At 66.8% G+C, this 17513-nt stretch carries 13 protein-coding genes; 5 read left to right on the top strand and 8 right to left on the bottom strand.

Translation table 11 applies throughout. The features are described 5' to 3' along the window. Positions 1-3: 3 nt before the first annotated feature. From tsaE to ubiE, 6 genes are all read right to left on the bottom strand, one after another. Positions 4-1527 (bottom strand): tRNA (adenosine(37)-N6)-threonylcarbamoyltransferase complex ATPase subunit type 1 TsaE, encoded by a 1524-nt coding sequence (gene tsaE / locus J2R78_RS17420; protein WP_253605821.1) that lies wholly within the window; start codon positions 1525-1527, stop codon positions 4-6. Next, positions 1524-4034 carry a PAS domain-containing sensor histidine kinase gene (locus tag J2R78_RS17425; RefSeq protein ID WP_253605823.1) on the bottom strand — a complete coding sequence of 837 codons (2511 nt, stop codon included), beginning with the start codon at positions 4032-4034 and terminating at the stop codon, positions 1524-1526. Before J2R78_RS17425 ends, tsaE begins: the two co-directional genes overlap by 4 nt. Before the next feature lie 518 nt (positions 4035-4552). Then, on the bottom strand, positions 4553-5011 hold the full coding sequence (dut, locus tag J2R78_RS17430) for a dUTP diphosphatase (protein ID WP_076833820.1): 459 nt from the start codon (positions 5009-5011) through the stop codon (positions 4553-4555). 51 nt (positions 5012-5062) lie between these two features. Continuing rightward, positions 5063-6529, bottom strand: coding sequence for a bifunctional phosphopantothenoylcysteine decarboxylase/phosphopantothenate--cysteine ligase CoaBC (gene coaBC / locus J2R78_RS17435; RefSeq protein ID WP_253605824.1), 1467 nt, complete (start codon positions 6527-6529; stop codon positions 5063-5065). Positions 6530-6640: 111 nt separating this feature from the next. After that, on the bottom strand, positions 6641-8215 hold the full coding sequence (ubiB, locus tag J2R78_RS17440; RefSeq protein WP_253605825.1) for a 2-polyprenylphenol 6-hydroxylase: 1575 nt from the start codon (positions 8213-8215) through the stop codon (positions 6641-6643). Then, complete coding sequence (gene ubiE / locus J2R78_RS17445; protein WP_028337562.1) at positions 8212-8973, bottom strand: bifunctional demethylmenaquinone methyltransferase/2-methoxy-6-polyprenyl-1,4-benzoquinol methylase UbiE; 762 nt, start codon at positions 8971-8973, stop codon at positions 8212-8214. Before ubiE ends, ubiB begins: the two co-directional genes overlap by 4 nt. A 162-nt stretch (positions 8974-9135) precedes the next feature. Between ubiE and mutM the strand changes: the two genes are divergently transcribed. The 3 genes from mutM to ggt all read left to right on the top strand — a co-directional run bounded on the left by mutM (position 9136) and on the right by ggt (position 12383). Continuing rightward, complete coding sequence (mutM, locus tag J2R78_RS17450; RefSeq protein WP_253605826.1) at positions 9136-10017, top strand: bifunctional DNA-formamidopyrimidine glycosylase/DNA-(apurinic or apyrimidinic site) lyase; 882 nt, start codon at positions 9136-9138, stop codon at positions 10015-10017. A 1-nt stretch (position 10018) separates the two neighbouring features. Continuing rightward, positions 10019-10582, top strand: a complete 564-nt coding sequence (locus tag J2R78_RS17455; RefSeq protein ID WP_253605827.1) for a GNAT family N-acetyltransferase — start codon at positions 10019-10021, stop codon at positions 10580-10582. A 121-nt stretch (positions 10583-10703) separates the two neighbouring features. Beyond that, positions 10704-12383, top strand: coding sequence for a gamma-glutamyltransferase (gene ggt / locus J2R78_RS17460; protein ID WP_253609843.1), 1680 nt, complete (start codon positions 10704-10706; stop codon positions 12381-12383). A gap of 161 nt (positions 12384-12544) precedes the next feature. On the opposite strand, the gene J2R78_RS17465 is transcribed toward ggt, so the two are convergent. After that, on the bottom strand, positions 12545-13903 hold the full coding sequence (locus tag J2R78_RS17465; protein WP_253605830.1) for a serine protease: 1359 nt from the start codon (positions 13901-13903) through the stop codon (positions 12545-12547). A 225-nt stretch (positions 13904-14128) separates the two neighbouring features. On the opposite strand from J2R78_RS17465, the gene J2R78_RS17470 reads away from it, so the two are divergent. Further along, positions 14129-14932, top strand: coding sequence for a molybdopterin-synthase adenylyltransferase MoeB (locus J2R78_RS17470; protein ID WP_253605831.1), 804 nt, complete (start codon positions 14129-14131; stop codon positions 14930-14932). 9 nt (positions 14933-14941) lie between these two features. Here the strand turns inward: J2R78_RS17470 and J2R78_RS17475 are convergent, their stop codons facing one another. Continuing rightward, positions 14942-15949: an aldo/keto reductase gene (locus J2R78_RS17475; RefSeq protein ID WP_253605832.1), complete on the bottom strand. Its 1008-nt coding sequence runs from the start codon at positions 15947-15949 to the stop codon at positions 14942-14944. A 120-nt stretch (positions 15950-16069) separates the two neighbouring features. Here J2R78_RS17475 and J2R78_RS17480 point away from each other — a divergent pair, with 120 nt between their 5' ends. Then, positions 16070-16981 carry a LysR family transcriptional regulator gene (locus J2R78_RS17480; protein ID WP_253605833.1) on the top strand — a complete coding sequence of 304 codons (912 nt, stop codon included), beginning with the start codon at positions 16070-16072 and terminating at the stop codon, positions 16979-16981. Positions 16982-17513: the final 532 nt, after the last annotated feature.

A 17513-nucleotide genomic window follows, 5' to 3' on the forward strand; every position in this document is an offset into this window, starting at 1 on the left:
AAACTACGGTACTGGAGGAGGGACGTTGGCTGTGTACCAGATGCGGAAGCTGGTCAGCGCCGGATGCGCCAGCGACCGCTCGAGATAGGTCCAGATCCGCGGCTGGTGCTTGAGATATTGCGGCTTGCCGTCGCGGCGGTTGAGTCGCGCAAAGGTGCCGAGCAGGCGGGTGTTGCGCTGCGCCGACATGATCGCATAGAGCTCGGCGAAGCCGGCCGGATCGAAGCTTTCATCGGTCGCGCGCCGCGCCTTGATGTAGCGGGTCAAGAGCGACAGCTCGAGCTGCTCGGGCACATCGATCCGCGCATCCTGCAGCAGCGACACCACGTCATAGGCCGCGGGGCCGAGCAGCGCGTCCTGGAAATCGATGACGCCGACGCGCAGGATGCCGGTGCGTTCGGCAAGCCAGATGATGTTCGGCGAATGGAAGTCGCGGATCACCCAGGTCTGCGGTGCGGCTGCGGGCTTCTCCAGCAGGCCGCGCCACATCCCGAGAAATTCGGCGCGAAGCTCCTCGCTCGGCTGCGCGCCGCGGTCTGGCAGGTACCATTCCAGCATCAGCCCGATCTCGATCAGCCAGGCGTCGATGTCGAACACCGGGATGTCGTAGCTCTCGTCCGACGTCAGCGGCAATTGCTCCGGCAGCACCTCGCGGTGCAGCGCCGCCAGCATGTCGACGGCGGCCTCGTAACGCTCGGCGATCGGCTGCGGTGGGTCGCCCTCGATGACGCCCTCGGCGCCGAAATCCTCGGTGACGAGGAAGCCGGATCCGAGATCGATGTGACGGATCGCGGGCGCCGAGAAACCATGCTTGCGCAGGCCGTTTCCGATCGCGACGAACGGCCTGACGTCTTCGGCGAGATGCACCGCTGCGCTGTAGGACTGGCCGCTGTAGATCGCCGGGCCGTCGGGACGGCGCGGCGAGTTCATCAGGATGACGGTGCCGTCGTCGTTGCGCAGCCGCGCATAGGAGCGCGTCGAGGCATCGCCCGGCATGCGTTCGCGCCGGGCATTGAGAAAGCCCGCGCGGTCGAGGAACTGGCGCAGCTCGTTGAGCCGCGCGACCTTCGCCGCGCCCTTGCCATGGCCGGTGATCTCGGCCGCGCGTGCCGCCGATCCGAGCGCCGGGCGATGGCTGAACGCGATATCGATGCGGTCGGCGGGCATCGCGTCGGGCGCGCGCTCCGGCCACTCGATCAGCGCCACGACGTCGTCGGGCAGCGGCGACAGCCCAATCTCCTCGAGCTCGCCGGCGTCGTTGATGCGGTAGAGGTCGGCATGGACCAGCGGAAACGACGGCAGCTCGTAGCTCTGCGCCAGCGTGAAGGTCGGGCTCGGCACCTCCAGCGCGTCGTCGTCGGCGAGGTAGCGGATCAACGCGCGCGCGGCCGTGGTCTTGCCGGCGCCGAGGTCGCCGGACAGCGTGATGACGTCGCCGGCGCCGATCAGGAGCGCGAGGTCGGCCATCAGCTCTGCTGTCGCGGTCTCGTTCGCGAGTGCCACCGAGAATGTCGAGGTCGCCGTCATTCAGCAGCGTTGCGATGTGCGGTCTGGTCGATCGGGAAGTCGCAGGTCACGGTCGTGCCGCGGCCTACGGTCGAATCGACGCGCACCCGTCCGCCATGGAGTTCGACGAAGGAGCGGACCAGCGACAGGCCAAGGCCCGCGCCGCGGTGCCGCGAGCCGTGCGAATGGCTCTCGAACCAGTTGAACACCTTGTCGCGCATCTCCGCCGGAATGCCGGGACCGGCGTCGGTCACCGCAAACACCACGCTGTGCTCGGTGCGGTGCGCGCTGATCGTGACGGTGGCGTCGTGCGGCGAGAAGCCGACCGCGTTGGCGAGCAGATTATAGAGCACCTGCACCACGCGCCGCTCGTCGCCGACGAAGGCGCCGATGTCGGGCTCGATATCGACCTTGAGGGTGATGCGGTCGGTCGCGAGGCGGTCCTGGATGCCTTCGGCGGCGGCCTCGATCGCCTGGCCGATATTGACCGGACCGAGCTCGAGCTTCATCGCGCCGGCGTCAATGGTGGCGAGATCGAGAATGTTGTTGGTCAGCGCCAGCAGCGCGTTGGTCGATTTGGTGACGTAGTCGAGATATTCGGCCTGCTTCGGCGTCAGCGGTCCGGTCGAGGGATCGCTGAGGAAATGCGCGAAGCCGATGATGGTGGTGAGCGGCGCGCGCAGCTCGTAGGAGACGTGGTGGACGAAATCCACCTTCATCTGGTCGGCGGCTTCCAGCGCCTCGTTGCGCTCGCGCAGCGCCCGCTCGACATTTTCGGTGTCGGTGATGTCCTGGAAGGCGAGCAGCGTCTTGCCGTCGGGCAGCGGGATGGTCATGCAATTCAGCACGCTGCCGTCCTTGCGCTCGAGCTTGAGCGCGACCTGGGCGCGGTTCTCGATCGCGGTGATCTGCTCGCGCAGCGTGCGCCAGGTCAGGGCGTCGTCGAACAGCGGCCGGCACAGCGCTTCCACCGCCTCGATATGCGGCTCGCCCTGCAGCGCGTCGGCCGGCAGCTTCCACATCTTGGCGAAGGGCGGGTTGAACAGTTCCGCGCGGCCGTTGCTGCCGAACACCGCGACCGCCTCGCCGAGATTGTCCAGGGTCTCGCGCTGCACCCGCGTCAGGCGGTCGTAGCGGCGGGCGAGGTCGAGGCTCTCGGTGACGTTGTCGAACAGATAGGTGACGCCGCCCTCGAGGTTCGGCGTGGTGACGACGCTGATGGCGCGGCCGTCGGGCAGGAACCAGGTATAGGTCTCGGATTCGACCGCGCGATAGGCCTCGTGCAGCTTGGCCTTCCAGGCGCGGAAATCCGGCTGCTCGGGCAGCTTGCGGTTGGCGCGCAGCCGGTCCAGCACGCTGGAATCGTCGGGGTTGCCGTCGAGGAAGGCCTGGTCGAGGCCCCACAGCCGCCGATAGGACTCGTTGTAGAAGGTGAGCCGCCGGTCGGCATCGAACACCGCGACGCCCGAGGACAATTGGTCGAGGGTGCGCCGGTGCGCTTCGACCATCCGAGCGATCGCCGCGCGCAGCGCCGCAGCTTCGCTGGCGTCGATCGCGATGCCGGCGCTGCCGCCGGAGAGCTTGAGCGCCTGCACGTCGTAGATCCGCCGCTCGCCGCTGACCACGATCGGCAGCCGCGCGGCATAATTGGCGTTGTCGTTCAGCGCGCGGGTCAATTCGCAGCGCTGGTCGCTTTCGAGCAGTTCGAGATTGCGCTGCAGCGCATCCGACACGCTCTTGCCTTCGGTGGCGCGGACATAGGCCGCGTTGGCATAGCGCAGATTGCCCTCGAGGCTCTTGGCCCAGATCGGCCACGGCGCGGCGGCGGCGAAATCGCGCAGCAGCTCGGTTTCCTCCTGCAGCGTCTTGTAGCGCAGGTTGGATTCGGCGAGCTCGCGGCGCAGGCCGCCGAGCTCGCGGATCCGCACGATGGCCTGGCCGCCGATCGCGCGGCCCATCGCCTCGATGGCGCGGCCGGCCGAGGTCGAGAGGTTGAGCAGGAACGCCTCGCCCTTCTCGCGCAGCGCGTCGACGGCGTGATCCATCTGCAGCGCCGGCTCGGGCGGCAGCCAGGTTCCGAAGGCGAGGACGCGCTGCGGCGAGCCTTCCTGCGACATCACCAGCGAGATGTCGCCCGAGATCTGCGGCCGGTTGTCGCCGGCGGCCCAGGAGATCAGGACCTGCGGCTCGACGAACAGCAGCGCGCGCAGCCGGTCCGATTGCGCCTGCAGGTCCGTGATCTCGGACTGCAGCTGCTCCTCGTTCCGCGTCGCGCGCACCCGGGTGCGCATCAAGAGGATCGCGGCGACGGCCGAGAAGCCGACCAGCGCAAGCGACGTCGCGAGGACCGCGACCTCCTGGTGATTGAAGCCGAAATGATCCGACATCGCCTGGGCGACCGGGTTCTCGGCGGCCAACGCGGTGCGGGCCGGCAGCAATGCGGTGATGGCGAGCCCAATCATGCCGTCGCGCGCCAGTGAGGTGCATGACAGCAGGGTTCGACGCATTGCCGCGACTACGCCCGACATATGTTGCCCCAGAACGCACAAACCCCGGGCATGATCCGGAAAAGAGGAGACCGGTGTTCCCTCACGGCAAACGTACGACGTTTGTCCGCCGATCATGCCCAAGCAGGACCAGTCAGCCCGACGAAGACCCCCCGTCGCGCTCGAATCAAAACAGAATAGTCCCAACGGGACTCGGCGAGTAAGAGTCCAGACCGTGAACGCAGAATCCCCTGTGAAAAAATGCCGCCGGGAGGCGTGGATTTTACGCGAATTGACTCCGTATTGGTGCGGAGAGCGCGCACGAAGCGTGATCTTCCCGAGCTCGTCCGCACACTTCTCCGATGCGAAGGCGCTTGGCTCCCTCTCCCCGTTCTTACGGGGAGAGGGTTGGGGTGAGGGGCCGTCTCCGCATATCCGGTGATAGCTGCGTTCGCGGAGACTCCCCCTCACCCGGAACGCATCTGACGATGCGTTCCGACCTCTCCCCGCACGCGGGGCGAGGTGAAGTGGCGCCGCCGCTCGAGTGAAGTCGTCGCGCACTAGCGTCCGGTCGAGCCGAAGCCGCCGCTGCCGCGCCCGGTCGCCGGCAGCACGTCGACCGGAACCAGCTCGGCCCTGGTGACCGGCGCGATCACCATCTGCGCGATGCGCTCGCCGCGCCGGATCGAGAACACCTCGTGGCCGTGATTGATCAGCAGCACGTTGATCTCGCCGCGATAGTCGGCGTCGATCGTGCCGGGCGAGTTCAGCACCGTGACGCCGTATTTGGCGGCAAGGCCGGAGCGCGGCCGCACCTGCGCCTCGTAGCCCGGCGGCAGCGCGATCGTCAGTCCGGTCGGAACCATCTCGTAGCGGCCCGGGAGCAGCAGCAGCGGCGCCGACTGCGGCACCGCCGCGAGCAGGTCGAGCCCGGCCGCGTCGGCGGTCTGATAGATCGGCAGCAGGAGATCGGCGCCGTGCGGCAGTTGGTGGACTTCGACCTTGATGGTGGCGCTCACGATGCGGTTCCTACGGCTCTAGAGCATGATCCGATTGAATCGGATCATGCTCTAATCCTTTTGTTTGGTCGCGTTTTCTTGACGCGAACCGGTGACCACTTCGCTCGAAAACGCTCTTGCGATGCGCGACACCAGCGCGGTCGCGACTTCCTCCTTGGTCATGACAGGCCAGGAGTCGACGGTGACGTCCTTGCCCTCGCGCGAGAGCAGGTGAACGGTGTTGCGGTCGCCGCCCATCACCCCGGTCGCCGGCGAGACGTCGTTGGCGACGATCCAGTCGCAGCCCTTGCGCGCGAACTTCGCCTTGGCGTTCTCGATCAGATGCTCGGTCTCGGCGGCGAAGCCGATCACCAGCGGCGGCCGCTGCTCCTTCAGCTTGGAAATTGTCGCGAGGATGTCGGGGTTCTCGACCAGCTGCAGCGGCGGCATGCCGGCCGCGGTCTTCTTCAGCTTCTGGCTGCCCTCGGTGGCGACCCGCCAGTCGGCGACCGCGGCGGCGAAGATCGCGACGTCGACCGGCAGCGCCGCCTCGACCCGGTGCAGCATGTCGCGCGCGGACTCCACGCGCGTCACGGAGATGCCCTGAGGGTCGGCGAGCTCGACCGGGCCGGTCACCAGCACCACCTCGGCGCCGGCGGCGCGCGCGGCGGCGGCAATGGCAAAGCCCTGCTTGCCGGACGAGCGGTTGGCGATGTAGCGGACCGGATCGATCGCCTCATGGGTCGGGCCCGCGGTGATCAGCACCCGCTTGCCGGCTAGCGGACGTGGCTGCGGCGGGCGCAGCATGCGGTCGGCGGCGGCGGCGATCTCGGTCGGCTCGGCCATCCGGCCGACGCCGGCCTCGCCGGCTTCCGCCATCTCGCCCGCATTGGGGCCGACGGTGTGGACGCCGTCGCGGCGCAGCTGCAGCACGTTGCGGCGGGTGGCCGGATTGTTCCACATCAGCGGGTTCATCGCCGGCGCCAGCAGGATCGGCCGGTTGGCCGCCAGCAAGGTGGCGGTGGCGAGATCGTCGGCATGGCCCTGCGCCATCTTGGCCATCAGGTCGGCGGTCGCCGGCGCCACCACGATCAGGTCGCAGTCCCGCGCCAGGCGGATATGGCCGGCGTCGAATTCGCTCTCGGCGTCGAACAGGTCGGTGTAGACGCGCTCATGCGACAGCGCGCTGGCGGCGAGCGGGGTGACGAATTGCTGGGCCGCCCTGGTCAGCACGCAGCGGACCTGGATGTGCCGTTCCTTGAGCCGCCGGATCAGATCCAGCGCCTTGTAGGCCGCTATCCCCCCGCCGATGATCAGGGTGACGCGCGGCTCGCCGGCGGCGCTGGCGGCCCGTGGAGCAGGGGCGGCAACCGCCGCGGAACCCGCCCCAAGCGTCTCGGCGGGCTCCGGACCGCCGTCCGCGAGCTCCCGGAGGATCACCCGCACCTCCTCCTCGACCGAGCGGCCGTTTTTGGCGGAGCGCAGCCGCAGATAGGCCTTCAGCGTGTCGTCGAGTTTGCGGATGGTCAGGCTGGCCATGGCGTGCTGCCCTCAAAGCATGATCCGGAAAAGTGTGAAGCGGTTTTCCGGGAGCGATCATGCTCAAATAAAGTGTGATAGCGATGCTATCACATGGTGCATGCATTGCAATCAGTGTGCCCGGATGGCGAAAAAGATCGCGATGGAGGCGATCGCAATGACCCAGAGGCCGACGGTCTGCACCCGCGCCTTGCGGGCCTCGGCGCGGGCCATTTCGTCGATCGAGTCCGACGACAGCATGTGGCCCTCCAGCGTCATGGTCTCCAGCTGCTCGAGCACCGTGACGGCGCGGTTGGCGATCGACGGCAGGTTGGCGAGGATGCGGCCGAGCTCGCCCGCGCCCGAGATCGCGCCCTGGATGCGGCCGGCCGGGCCGAGATTCTGCGTGATCCATTCGCGCACCACGGGGTCGGCGATCTTCCAGATGTCGAGCTTCGGGTCGAAGCCGCGCGCCACGCCCTCGACCACCACCATCGTCTTCTGCAGCAGGATCAGCTCGGGGCGCGTCTGCATGTCGAACAGGCCGGTGACCTCGAGCAGAAGCGTCAGCAGCTTCGCCATCGAGATTTCCTCGGCGGTGCGGTTGTGGATCGGCTCGCCGATCGCGCGGATCGCCTGCGCGAAATTCTCCACCGAATGGTGGCCGGGCACGTAGCCGGCCTCGAAATGCACCTCGGCGACGCGGCGATAGTCGCGGGTGATGAAGCCGAGCAGGATCTCGGCCAGGAAGCGCCGCTCCTTCAGCCCGAGCCGTCCCATGATGCCGAAATCCACGGCAACGAGCCGGCCGGCCTCGTCGAGGAACAGATTGCCGGGATGCATGTCGGCATGGAAGAAGCCGTCGCGCAGCGCGTGGCGCAGGAAGCTCTGGATCACCTTGCGGCCGAGATCGGGCAGGTCGACCTTGGCCTGCGCCAGCCGGACGTGATCGTTCAGCGCGATGCCGTCGATCCACTCCATCGTCAGCACGCTGTGCGCGGTGCGATCCCAATCCACCGCGGGGACGCGGAAGTCCGGATCGTCGCGGGTGTTCTCGGCCATCTCGGACAGCGCGGCCGCCTCGAGCCGCAGGTCCATCTCCATCGCGACCGAGCGCGACATCGTGTTGATGACCTCGATCAGGCGCAAGCGCCGCGCCTCGGCGGAATGCGCCTCGGCCTTGTGCGCGACAAAGAAGAAGTCGCTGAGGTCGCGGCGGAAGCGCGCGGCGACATTGGGCCGGAGCACCTTGACCGCAACCTGCTGCCGGACGCCGTCGCGCTCGATTTCGCCGCGATGCACCTGCGCGATCGAGGCCGCGGCAACCGCAGGGCCCAGATGCACAAAGGCCTGCGCCAGCGGCCGTTCTAGCGATTGCGTGATGACGGTTTCGGCCGCCTCCTGCGCGAACGGCGGCAGCCGGTCCTGCAGGCTTTCGAGATCGCGCGCCATCGACACGCCGACCACGTCGGGGCGGGTGGCGAGGAATTGCCCGAGCTTGAGATAGGCGGGTCCGAGCCGCGTCAGTGCACGCGACAACCGCGGACCTGACTTGGCCGAGCGGCGCTCGATCAGCCGCGCCAGCTTCAGCGCGAGCTGCCCGGGCGGCGGCACCAGCGCGGGATCGACGACGCCGAACACGCCCTCGCGCGCAAACACGAAACCGGCGCGGGCGAGGCGCGTGATGTGGGTCAGTGCAGAGATCACAAACGCCAGCCCGAATGCAGCGCCACGATGCCGCCGGAGAGGCTCTGCCACTTCACGCGGGCAAAGCCGGCGGCGCCGATCATCTCGGCGAACGCGTTGGGCCGCGGGAATTTGCGGATCGACTCGACGAGATATTGATAGGACTCGGCGTCACCGGTGACGGCGCGGCCGAGCGGCGGGATCACCTTGAAGGAAAACAGATCGTAGATCTTGTCGAGGCCGGGCACGTCGACGGTGGAGAATTCCAGGCACAGGAAGCGGCTGCCCGGCTTGAGCACGCGATAGGCCTCGCGCAGCGCAAGGTCGATCTGCGGCACGTTGCGGATGCCGAATGCGATGGTGTAGGCGTCGAACGCGCGGTCGGCAAATCCCAGCGTTTCGGCGTTGCCCTCGACGAACGACACCCGGTCATCGAGGTGCTGCTTGGCGGCGCGCTCGCGGCCGACGGCGAGCATGTCGGCATTGATGTCGCAGACCGTGGCATGAAAGCCCGCGCCCGCGGTCTTGGCGGCCCGGAACGCGATGTCGCCGGTGCCGCCGGCGACGTCGAGCAGCGCGAACGGCCGGTCGCCCTTCGGCGGATCGAGCGTCGTGATCATGACGTCCTTCCAGGCCCGGTGCAGGCCCGCCGACATCAGATCGTTCATCAGGTCGTAGCGGGACGCCACGCTGTGAAACACGTCGTTCACCAGCGTCTGCTTCTCGCCCAGGGGGACGTCCCTGAAGCCGAAATGGGTGGTTTGATCCGGCCGATCCATCACTCAGAACTCTTACCCTTTTTGGTCGCGCTTTCTTCACGCGAACCGGTAGCCGTCCCCATCAAGTGCGGACGGGCTTCGCTCGAAAAACGCTCCAGCCAAACCATAGCGCGGCGGCCGCAATGGCGCTATCACGTCACTTCCAAAAGGTGAATGCCTGCTATGCCGGAATTACCCGAAGTCGAGACCGTCCGCCGCGGCCTGCAGCCGGCCATGGAGGGGTCCAAGATCCTCAAGGCCGAGGCCCGCCGCAAGGATTTGCGTTTTCCGTTTCAAAAGGACTTTATCGCCCGGCTGGAGGGCCGGACCATCACCGGGCTCGGCCGCCGTGCCAAATATCTGATGGCGGACCTGAACTCCGGCGACGTGCTGCTGATGCATCTGGGCATGTCGGGCTCGTTCCGCGTGCTGAAGGGCGAGGGCGCGGCGACGCCGGGGCAATTCCACCATCCGCGCAGCGAGGATCGCGCGCATGATCACGTGGTGTTCCACATGTCGTCGGGCGCGGCCGTCGTCTTCAACGATCCCAGGCGCTTCGGCTACATGAAGATCATCGCGCGCAACGCGATCGAGGATGAGCCGCTGCTGAAAGGGCTCGGTCCCGAGCCGCTCGGCAACGAGTTCGACGCGGCGATGCTGGCGCGCTCCTGTCACAACAAGAAGACCAGCCTGAAGGCCGCGCTGCTCGATCAGCGCGTGGTGGCGGGACTTGGCAACATCTATGTCTGCGAGGCGCTGTTTCGTTCGCATCTGTCGCCGCGGCGATTGGCCGCGACGCTCGCGACCAAGAAGGCAGAGCCCACCGACCACGCCAGGCGATTGGTCGACGCGATCCATTCGGTGCTCAACCAGGCGATCAAGGCCGGCGGCTCCTCGATCAGCGACCATCGATTGACCAATGGCGATCTCGGCTATTTCCAGCATTCGTTCCAGGTCTACGACCGCGAGGGCGAGACGTGCCGCACGTCAGGCTGCGAGGGCATCGTCCGGCGCTTCACCCAGAACGGCCGTTCGACGTTCTGGTGCCCGAAGTGTCAGAAGTAACATGTTCGAGACCCCGCGCATCGAGACGCAGCGCCTGATCCTGCGGCCGCTCGCGCTGTCGGATGCCGCGGCGATCCAGCGTCACTTCAACAATTGGAACGTGATCAAGACTCTCGCCACGGTGGTGCCGTGGCCTTATCCGGGCGACGGCGCGGATAGCTTTGTCAGGCGCGAGTTCGACAAGATCGCGGCCGGCGAGGAAAGCTATCAATGGGTGCTGGTGTTGCGTGCCGGCGACGGCGAGGCGATCGGCAACATCAATTTCCGGCCGCGTGCCGATGGGCGCAAGGGCAATCGCGGGTTCTGGCTCGCTGAGCCGTACTGGAATCAGGGCCTCATGACGGAGGCGATCGCTGCGGTGAACGATTTCGCCTTCCTGACGCTCGGCCTCGATCACTTCCATGTCTGCAACGCGCCGTCCAACGCCGCCTCGCGCCGGGTCAAGCAGAAGACCGGGGCCGAATTCGTCGGCTTCGTCGAGCTTCCGCACCACAATGGCGAATCCAGAGCGGAGAAATGGAAGGTCGCGCGCGAGGCCTGGCTGCGCGATCGCGCGAAGCGGTGACCTTATTTGCGAATACCGCCGTGAGGAAAAACGCCGTGTCTTGACCGCGCATAAAGGGTTGGCGAACATGGCCCATCGCTCCATCAAGAACGAGAACACAATGGCGATGAACGGCATGTCGATGAATGACGCCTGGCGCGACCGCGCCGCGACAAGTTTTCAATGCGAGAAGCAGCCGGCCACCAGCAGCCGCGGCATGGTGGTGAGCAATCATCCGCTGGCATCGAGCGCGGGCGCCGAGATGTTGGCTGCCGGCGGCAATGCGATCGATGCGGCGATCGCCACCTTGTTCACGCTGACCGTGGTCGAGCCGATGATGGTCGGCATCATCGGCGGCGGCATGGCGCATATTCGTCTCGCCGACGGCAGCCATCGCTTCATCGACGGCCAGAGCACGGTGCCGCAGGCGGTAAAGCCGGATACCTACACCTCGAAGCCCGGTTCGGCACATGACGTCTTCGACACCGTCGGCAACGAGAATTTGAACGGGCCGAAAGCGGTCGCGGTGCCGGGCTCGCTGAAAGCCTGGTGCGAAACGCTGCGCCGCTTCGGCACCATGAGCCTTGCCGATGTGATGCAGCCCGCGATCAAGCACGCCGCGCGCGGCTATGCGGCGACGCCCTATTTGCATGAATGCATCACCGACGGCGCCGAGGAGATGCTGAAGGATAAACCGATCTCGGCGATCTATCTGCCTGATGGCACGCCGCTGAAGCCAGGCGAGCGCGTGGTGCAGGCGGAATATGCCGAGACGCTGAAATACATCGCGGATCATGGCGACAACGCGCTCTACCAGGGACCGCTCGGCGACATCCTGGTCGACTACATGAAGAAGAACGGCGGCTTCATCGCACAACAGGATCTCGCGACCTACAAGACCGTCGAGCGGCAGCCGATCCGCTGCGACTACCGCGGCTGGGAAATCCTCGGGCCCCCGCCGCCGGCGGCATCAGGCGTGCACATCACGCAGATGCTCAACATCCTCGAAGGCTATGACATCGCGCGCCTCGGCTTCGGCACGGCCGAGACCATCCATTACCTTGCCGAGCTGCTGAAGATCGCCTTTGCCGACCGCGCGGCCGCGAGCGGCGATCCCGCCTATATCAACGTGCCGGTGGAACGGCTGACCTCGAAGGCCTATGCCGAGGAGCGCCGCCGCGCGATCGATCCCGCCGCTGCACAAGCCTGGAGCGCCGGCGTCACCCAGCTCGAAAGCGCGCACACCACGCACATGACCGCGGCGGATGCGATGGGCAATGTGGTCGCGACCACACAGACCATCAACAATCTGTTCGGCGCCAAGATCCTGATCCCCGGACTCGGCACCGTGCCGAACAACTACATGAACCTGTTCGATCCGCGGCCGGGGCACGCGCTGTCGCTGGCCGCCGGCAAGCGCGTCACCACCTCGATGTCGCCGATGATGGCGCTGCGCGACGGCAAGCTGGTTTACGCGCTCGGCCTGCCCGGCGGCAAACGCATCTTCCCGAGCGCGATGCAGGCGCTGATCAACCTGATCGACCACGGCATGAGCCTGCAGGAGGCGGTCGAGGCGCCGCGGGTCTGGACCGAGGGCAACGCGCTGGAGGTCGAGCAGGCAGTGCCGGAGGCCGTCCGCGCCGCGCTATCAGCCAAAGGCCACAAGGTGCAGGTCGTGCCGACGGTAGCCGGCGGCATGAACGCGATCCAGTTTCACGCTGACGGCACGATGTCGGGCGCAGCCTGCTGGCGCGCCGACGGCACCCCGGTCGGCATTGCCGGCGGTCTCGCCCGCGCCGGGGTGCGGTTTGCGCTGAGGTGAGGTGAGGTGGTTAGGCTCCCTCGCCTCGCTCTTGCGGGGAGAGGGTGGGGTGAGGGGCTCTCTCCACGAGGTGGTGTCCATTGATGGACCTGTACCCCCCTCACCCGGATTGCATCTGGCGATGCAGTCCGACCTCTCCCCGCAAGCGGGGCGAGGTAACTCTACTTCCTGACGCAGATCACGCGGACCACGGCGGCCTTGGCGTCCGCCGAGTCGCCCGACGCGGTGACGCCATGCGCCTTCAGGAAGCTGCGCACCGTGTCGGCCGGCACCAATGCGGCCTGCGACGGCGGCGCAGCGTTTGCGGGGCCCGCGACGATAACGGGTTTCAGCGTCGCGATGCCGGCAAACCGGCCGCCGCCGTCGAGTGCCGCCGCGCCGGAGAATCCGAGTGCCGGCGCCGGCGACAGCGCCTGATCGCCGCCGCCGATCTGTGCAACCGAAGCCTTCACGCTGCTCGCGGCCGCGCCGCCGCCCTGGTTCTGCGGATCGGCGATCCCGGTGATGTCGAGCGCGGTCTGCGTCGCCTGGCCTGCGATATTGAGCGGCTTCAGCCCGCGCGCGCCATAGATGCGCAGCAGCGCGAGATCGTGATCCCTGTCCTCGGCGACCCGATCGGCATTGCCGTAGCCCGGGATCGTCAGCGTGATGCAGTCGTCGGTCGCCACGCGATCGGTCACGATGGCGCCGTCGTCGCTGACCACGACGCCGGTGCCATATTCGACGGTCTTGCGCGGCGGCGGACCGGCCTGCACGGCGGACGGAAAGGCGTTGAAGGCGCTCGACATCGCGATCACCACCGGATCGACCGTGGTCTGCATCGCCTGGTCATAGAGGATGGTGAGGATGCGGACCTCGTCGCCCTTCAAGGTGCCGCGCAGATAGAACTTCTTCAGCCCCTGCATGCCCGACAGCACGAAGAAATCCGGCTTCACCACCGTGTAGTCGATGGTGCGGCCGGCCGGTTCCTTCTTTTCCTGCTCGGCAAGCTTTGCGGTGGTCGGGCTCGCTTCCTTGCGCCGGGTCAGCAGCACCTGGACGGTGCCGGTCGGCGAGGTCCATTTGGCCCCGGCGGCATCGCTGGTGAGCTGCGGCACCAGCTTGGTTGGAATGCCGAGCCGCGCCCCGGTGGCCGGCTCGGTGACGATCTTCCAGCCGACACCTTCCTGCTTCCGCCGCGCCGTGTCGGCGAGCACGCCGCGCTCCTGCGGATTCAGCACCCCGGTCGGCTTGCCGCCGCGCTTCTTCTGGAATTCCTTGATCGCATTGACCATGCGCTCGCTGACGTCGCCGGTAATGGCGCCGTTATATTCGCCGACCCAGGCGAGGTCGGATTGCAGCGCCAGCCGCTCGGCCTGCGCCATCGCGCCAGCGGTATCCTCCGGCTTCTGCAGCCCGGGGCGTATCGGCACCGTCGCCACGGTTTTCGGCTTCGCCCCCGCCGTCGAGGGCGGCGTCATCTGGGCCTGCGCCATGCCCATGGAAGCGGCCATCAATGTTGCCGAAAGCACCGATCTCATGACAAATCCGGGGGGAATGACTGACACCATTGACGTCCAGGCAATTAATCACATCTGCTTGGTCGGCAACAACCGCGCTCCGGTTCAGGGAGCGCGTCAACCCTCATCCTGAGGAGCGGCGAGAGCCGCGTCTCGAAGGATGAGGGCCACGGACCGGGCCTCATGGTTCGAGACGCGCGTGCCGCGCTCCTCACCATGAGGGTCACGGGTAGGATAGATGAGACAATGCTGAGTGCCGACGAGCTTGAACGTTATGCCCGCCATATCGTGCTGCGCGAGGTAGGCGGCCCCGGCCAGAATGCACTGAAAGAAGCGTCGGTGCTGGTGATCGGCGCCGGCGGCCTCGGCGCGCCGGTGCTGATGTATCTGGCTGCCGCAGGTGTCGGCCGGCTCGGCGTGATCGATGACGATATCGTCTCGCTCTCCAATTTGCAGCGCCAGATCATCCATGCGACGTCTGACATCGGCAAGCGCAAGGTCGACAGCGCGGCGGCGCAGATCCATGCACTCAATCCGCATGTGACGTTCGAGGCGCATCCGATGCGGCTCACCGCCGACAATGCGATGGCGCTGATCGCGAACTACGACCTCGTGCTCGACGGCTCCGACAATTTCGAGACCCGCTATCTCGTCGCCGATGCCTGCTTCCTCGCGAAGCGGCCGCTGATCACGGCCGCACTGGGCCAGTTCGACGGTTCGCTGACCACGATCCGCGCGCATGAGAAGAATGCGGAGGGCGAATTCAACCCGACCTATCGCTGCCTGTTTCCCGAGGCGCCGCCGCCGGGCACGGTGCCGGCCTGCGCCGAGGCCGGCGTGATGGGCGCGCTCGCCGGCGTCCTGGGGTCGATGATGGCGCTGGAGGCGATCCGCGAGATCGTCGGCTTCGGCGAGGGCCTGGTCGGCCGCCTCCTGATGGTGGATGCGCGCGCGATGCGGTTCGAAACCCTGCGCTACGCGCGCGATCCGCAGAACCCGCTCAATGGCGATGGGCCTGTCATCACTGACCTCAGCGCCCATCGCACCTGATTGCTGCCGTTATCTGCTGGCCGGCTTCTCGCTGTCGAGATGCGCCATCTGCTCGGCCGCATAGCGCGTGCCGGCAGCGATATCCGGCGGGAAGGCTTTCGCCAGCGCCGCGAGATGAGCTTGCGTCAGCGTCAGCCTGGTCGCGCCGAGCGCTTCGGCGAGACGGTTTCGGGTGCGGGCGCCGACCAGCGGCACGATCTCCTTGCCCTGCGCCGCGACCCAGGCGATCGCGACTTGAGCCGGCGTTGCTCCGATCTCGGCGGCAATGGCGCGCAACTGCTCCACTAGCGCGAGATTGGCATCGAGGTTCGCGCCCTGGAAGCGCGGCGTCATCAGCCGGTAGTCCCTGCCGATCTTGCCGGAATCCTTCGACCAGTGGCCGCTGATCAGTCCGCGCGACAGCACGCCGTAGGCTGTGATGCCGATGCCGAGCTCGCGGCAGGTCGTCAGGATATCGCGCTCGATGCCACGCTCGATCAGCGAGTATTCGATCTGGAGATCGACGATCGGATGCACGGCATGAGCACGGCGGATGGTGTCGGAGCCGACCTCGGACAGGCCGATATGTCTGATGTAGCCGGACTTCACCAGATCGGCGAGGCCGCCGATCGTCGCCTCGATCGGAACGTTGGGATCGAGACGTGCCGGGCGATAGATGTCGATGTAGTCGGTGCCGAGACGTTGCAGCGAATAGGCGAGAAAATTCTTCGTCGCGCCCGGCCGGGTGTCCATTCCGGCGAATTCACCCGCGGGGCCGCGGAGCGCGCCGAACTTGACGCTGATCTGCAGCCGGTCGCGCGCGACGTCCTTCAGGGCTTCCTGCACCAGCATCTCGTTGTGGCCCATGGCGTAGAAGTCGCCGGTATCCAGCAGCGTGATGCCGGCATCGAGCGCCGCGTGCACGGTGGCGATGCTCTCGCCGCGATCGGCCGGCCCATAGACCTCGGACATGCCCATGCAGCCGAGGCCGAGGGCCGCGACGGTGGGCCCGGTTGAGCCGAGTTTGCGTGTGTCCATGTGGATGTTCCTCGAACGTTGGCGGCGGAAATCCGTCGCTAAATGCCGAGGTGATATGGGCCGGACGGTTTCGGACGATAAGCTGGACAATCGCGAATGGCTTGTTCACTATATCGAACAATGCAGGATTTCGACCTTCGCGACCTCGACGCCTTCGTGGCGGTGGCGCGCACGCGCAATTTCCGGCGTGCGGCGCTCGAGCAGCGCGTCTCGGTTTCCAGCCTCAGCCAGCGCCTGCGCGACATGGAAGAGCGGCTCGGCGTCCGCCTGATGAACCGCACCACCCGCAGCGTCGCACTGACGGAAGCCGGCGAATTGCTGCTGGCCCGCGTCGCGCCGGCCATGGTCAATGTTGCCGATGCGATCACCGAGGTGCGCGGCCTGCGCGCCGAGCCGTCGGGACGCTTGCGCATCAACGCGCCGCCGCCGGCGGTCGATCTCGTGCTGGCGCCGATGATCGCGCCGTTCCTCGCCAGATATCCGCGGGTCGAGCTCGACGTCGTTGCGGAGAGTGCGTTCGTGGACATCGTCGCGCAGGGCTTTGACGCCGGCGTGCGTTACGGCGAGCACCTGGCACAGGACATGGTCGCGGTTCCGCTTGGCGCGCCGCAACGTTACGCGATCGTGGCGTCCAGTGAGTATGTCGCAAAGCACGGCCGGCCGATGCATCCGAAAGATCTGCTGGCGCACCCCTGCATCCGCAGCCGCTTCAGCAACGGTGTGATGTTCGATTGGGAGTTCGAGAAGAACGGCCGCGTGGTGAAGATTTCGCCGCCGGCCAGGCTGACCGCGACCCATCTCGGCCTCGCGCTGCGTGCGGTTCATGACGGCGTCGGCTACTGGGCGACGTTCGAGGGCTATGTCCGCTACGGCGTCAAATCCGGCGCGCTGGTCAGCGTGCTCGACGACTGGTGCCCGCCGTTCGACGGACCGTTCCTCTATTATCCGAGCCGCCGTCAGCCGCCGCCGGCGCTCGCCGCGTTCGTGTCGTTCGTCGCCGACTGGCGCAAGCAGGCGCGACGGAAGAAGTAGAGCAGGACCTCGCCACATCGTCGTCCCGGCGAAGGCCGGACCCATAACCACAAATACAGATTGCCTTGCAGCGCTGGGGCCACGGCCTTTGCAGCAACAAGGCCCTGCGGTTATGGGTCCGTGCGTTCGCAGGGGCGACACCGAATGCGTGATCGCAGCATGCGCCTCGCCGGCCGCACCGGCTCCTTTGCATGGGGTTATTTTCGATATTTTGGCAGCTCGCCCCTGCGACGGCAGGGCTGTCGCATGTGACTACCCACGTCTCGTAGCCCGAATGGAGCGAAGCGTAATCCGGGGCGGCCTGTCCGCGGATACAGGCCCCGGATTTCGCTGCGCTCCATCCGGGCTACAGATCTCTCTTCTCCTTCCCCCTGAAAGGGGGAAGGTCGGGATGGGGGTCAGCCACACGCACCGTCTCTCGTGGAGAGAGATGATCCCCACCCGCTTTGCTCTGGCGAGCAAAGCGACCTCCCCTTTTCAAGGGGAGGTTATGGAAAGAAGCGGTCCCGGATTGCGCGGAGCCTGTCATCGG

Source organism: Bradyrhizobium sp. USDA 4538 (genome assembly GCF_024171045.1).
Taxonomy (GTDB): domain Bacteria; phylum Pseudomonadota; class Alphaproteobacteria; order Rhizobiales; family Xanthobacteraceae; genus Bradyrhizobium; species Bradyrhizobium australafricanum.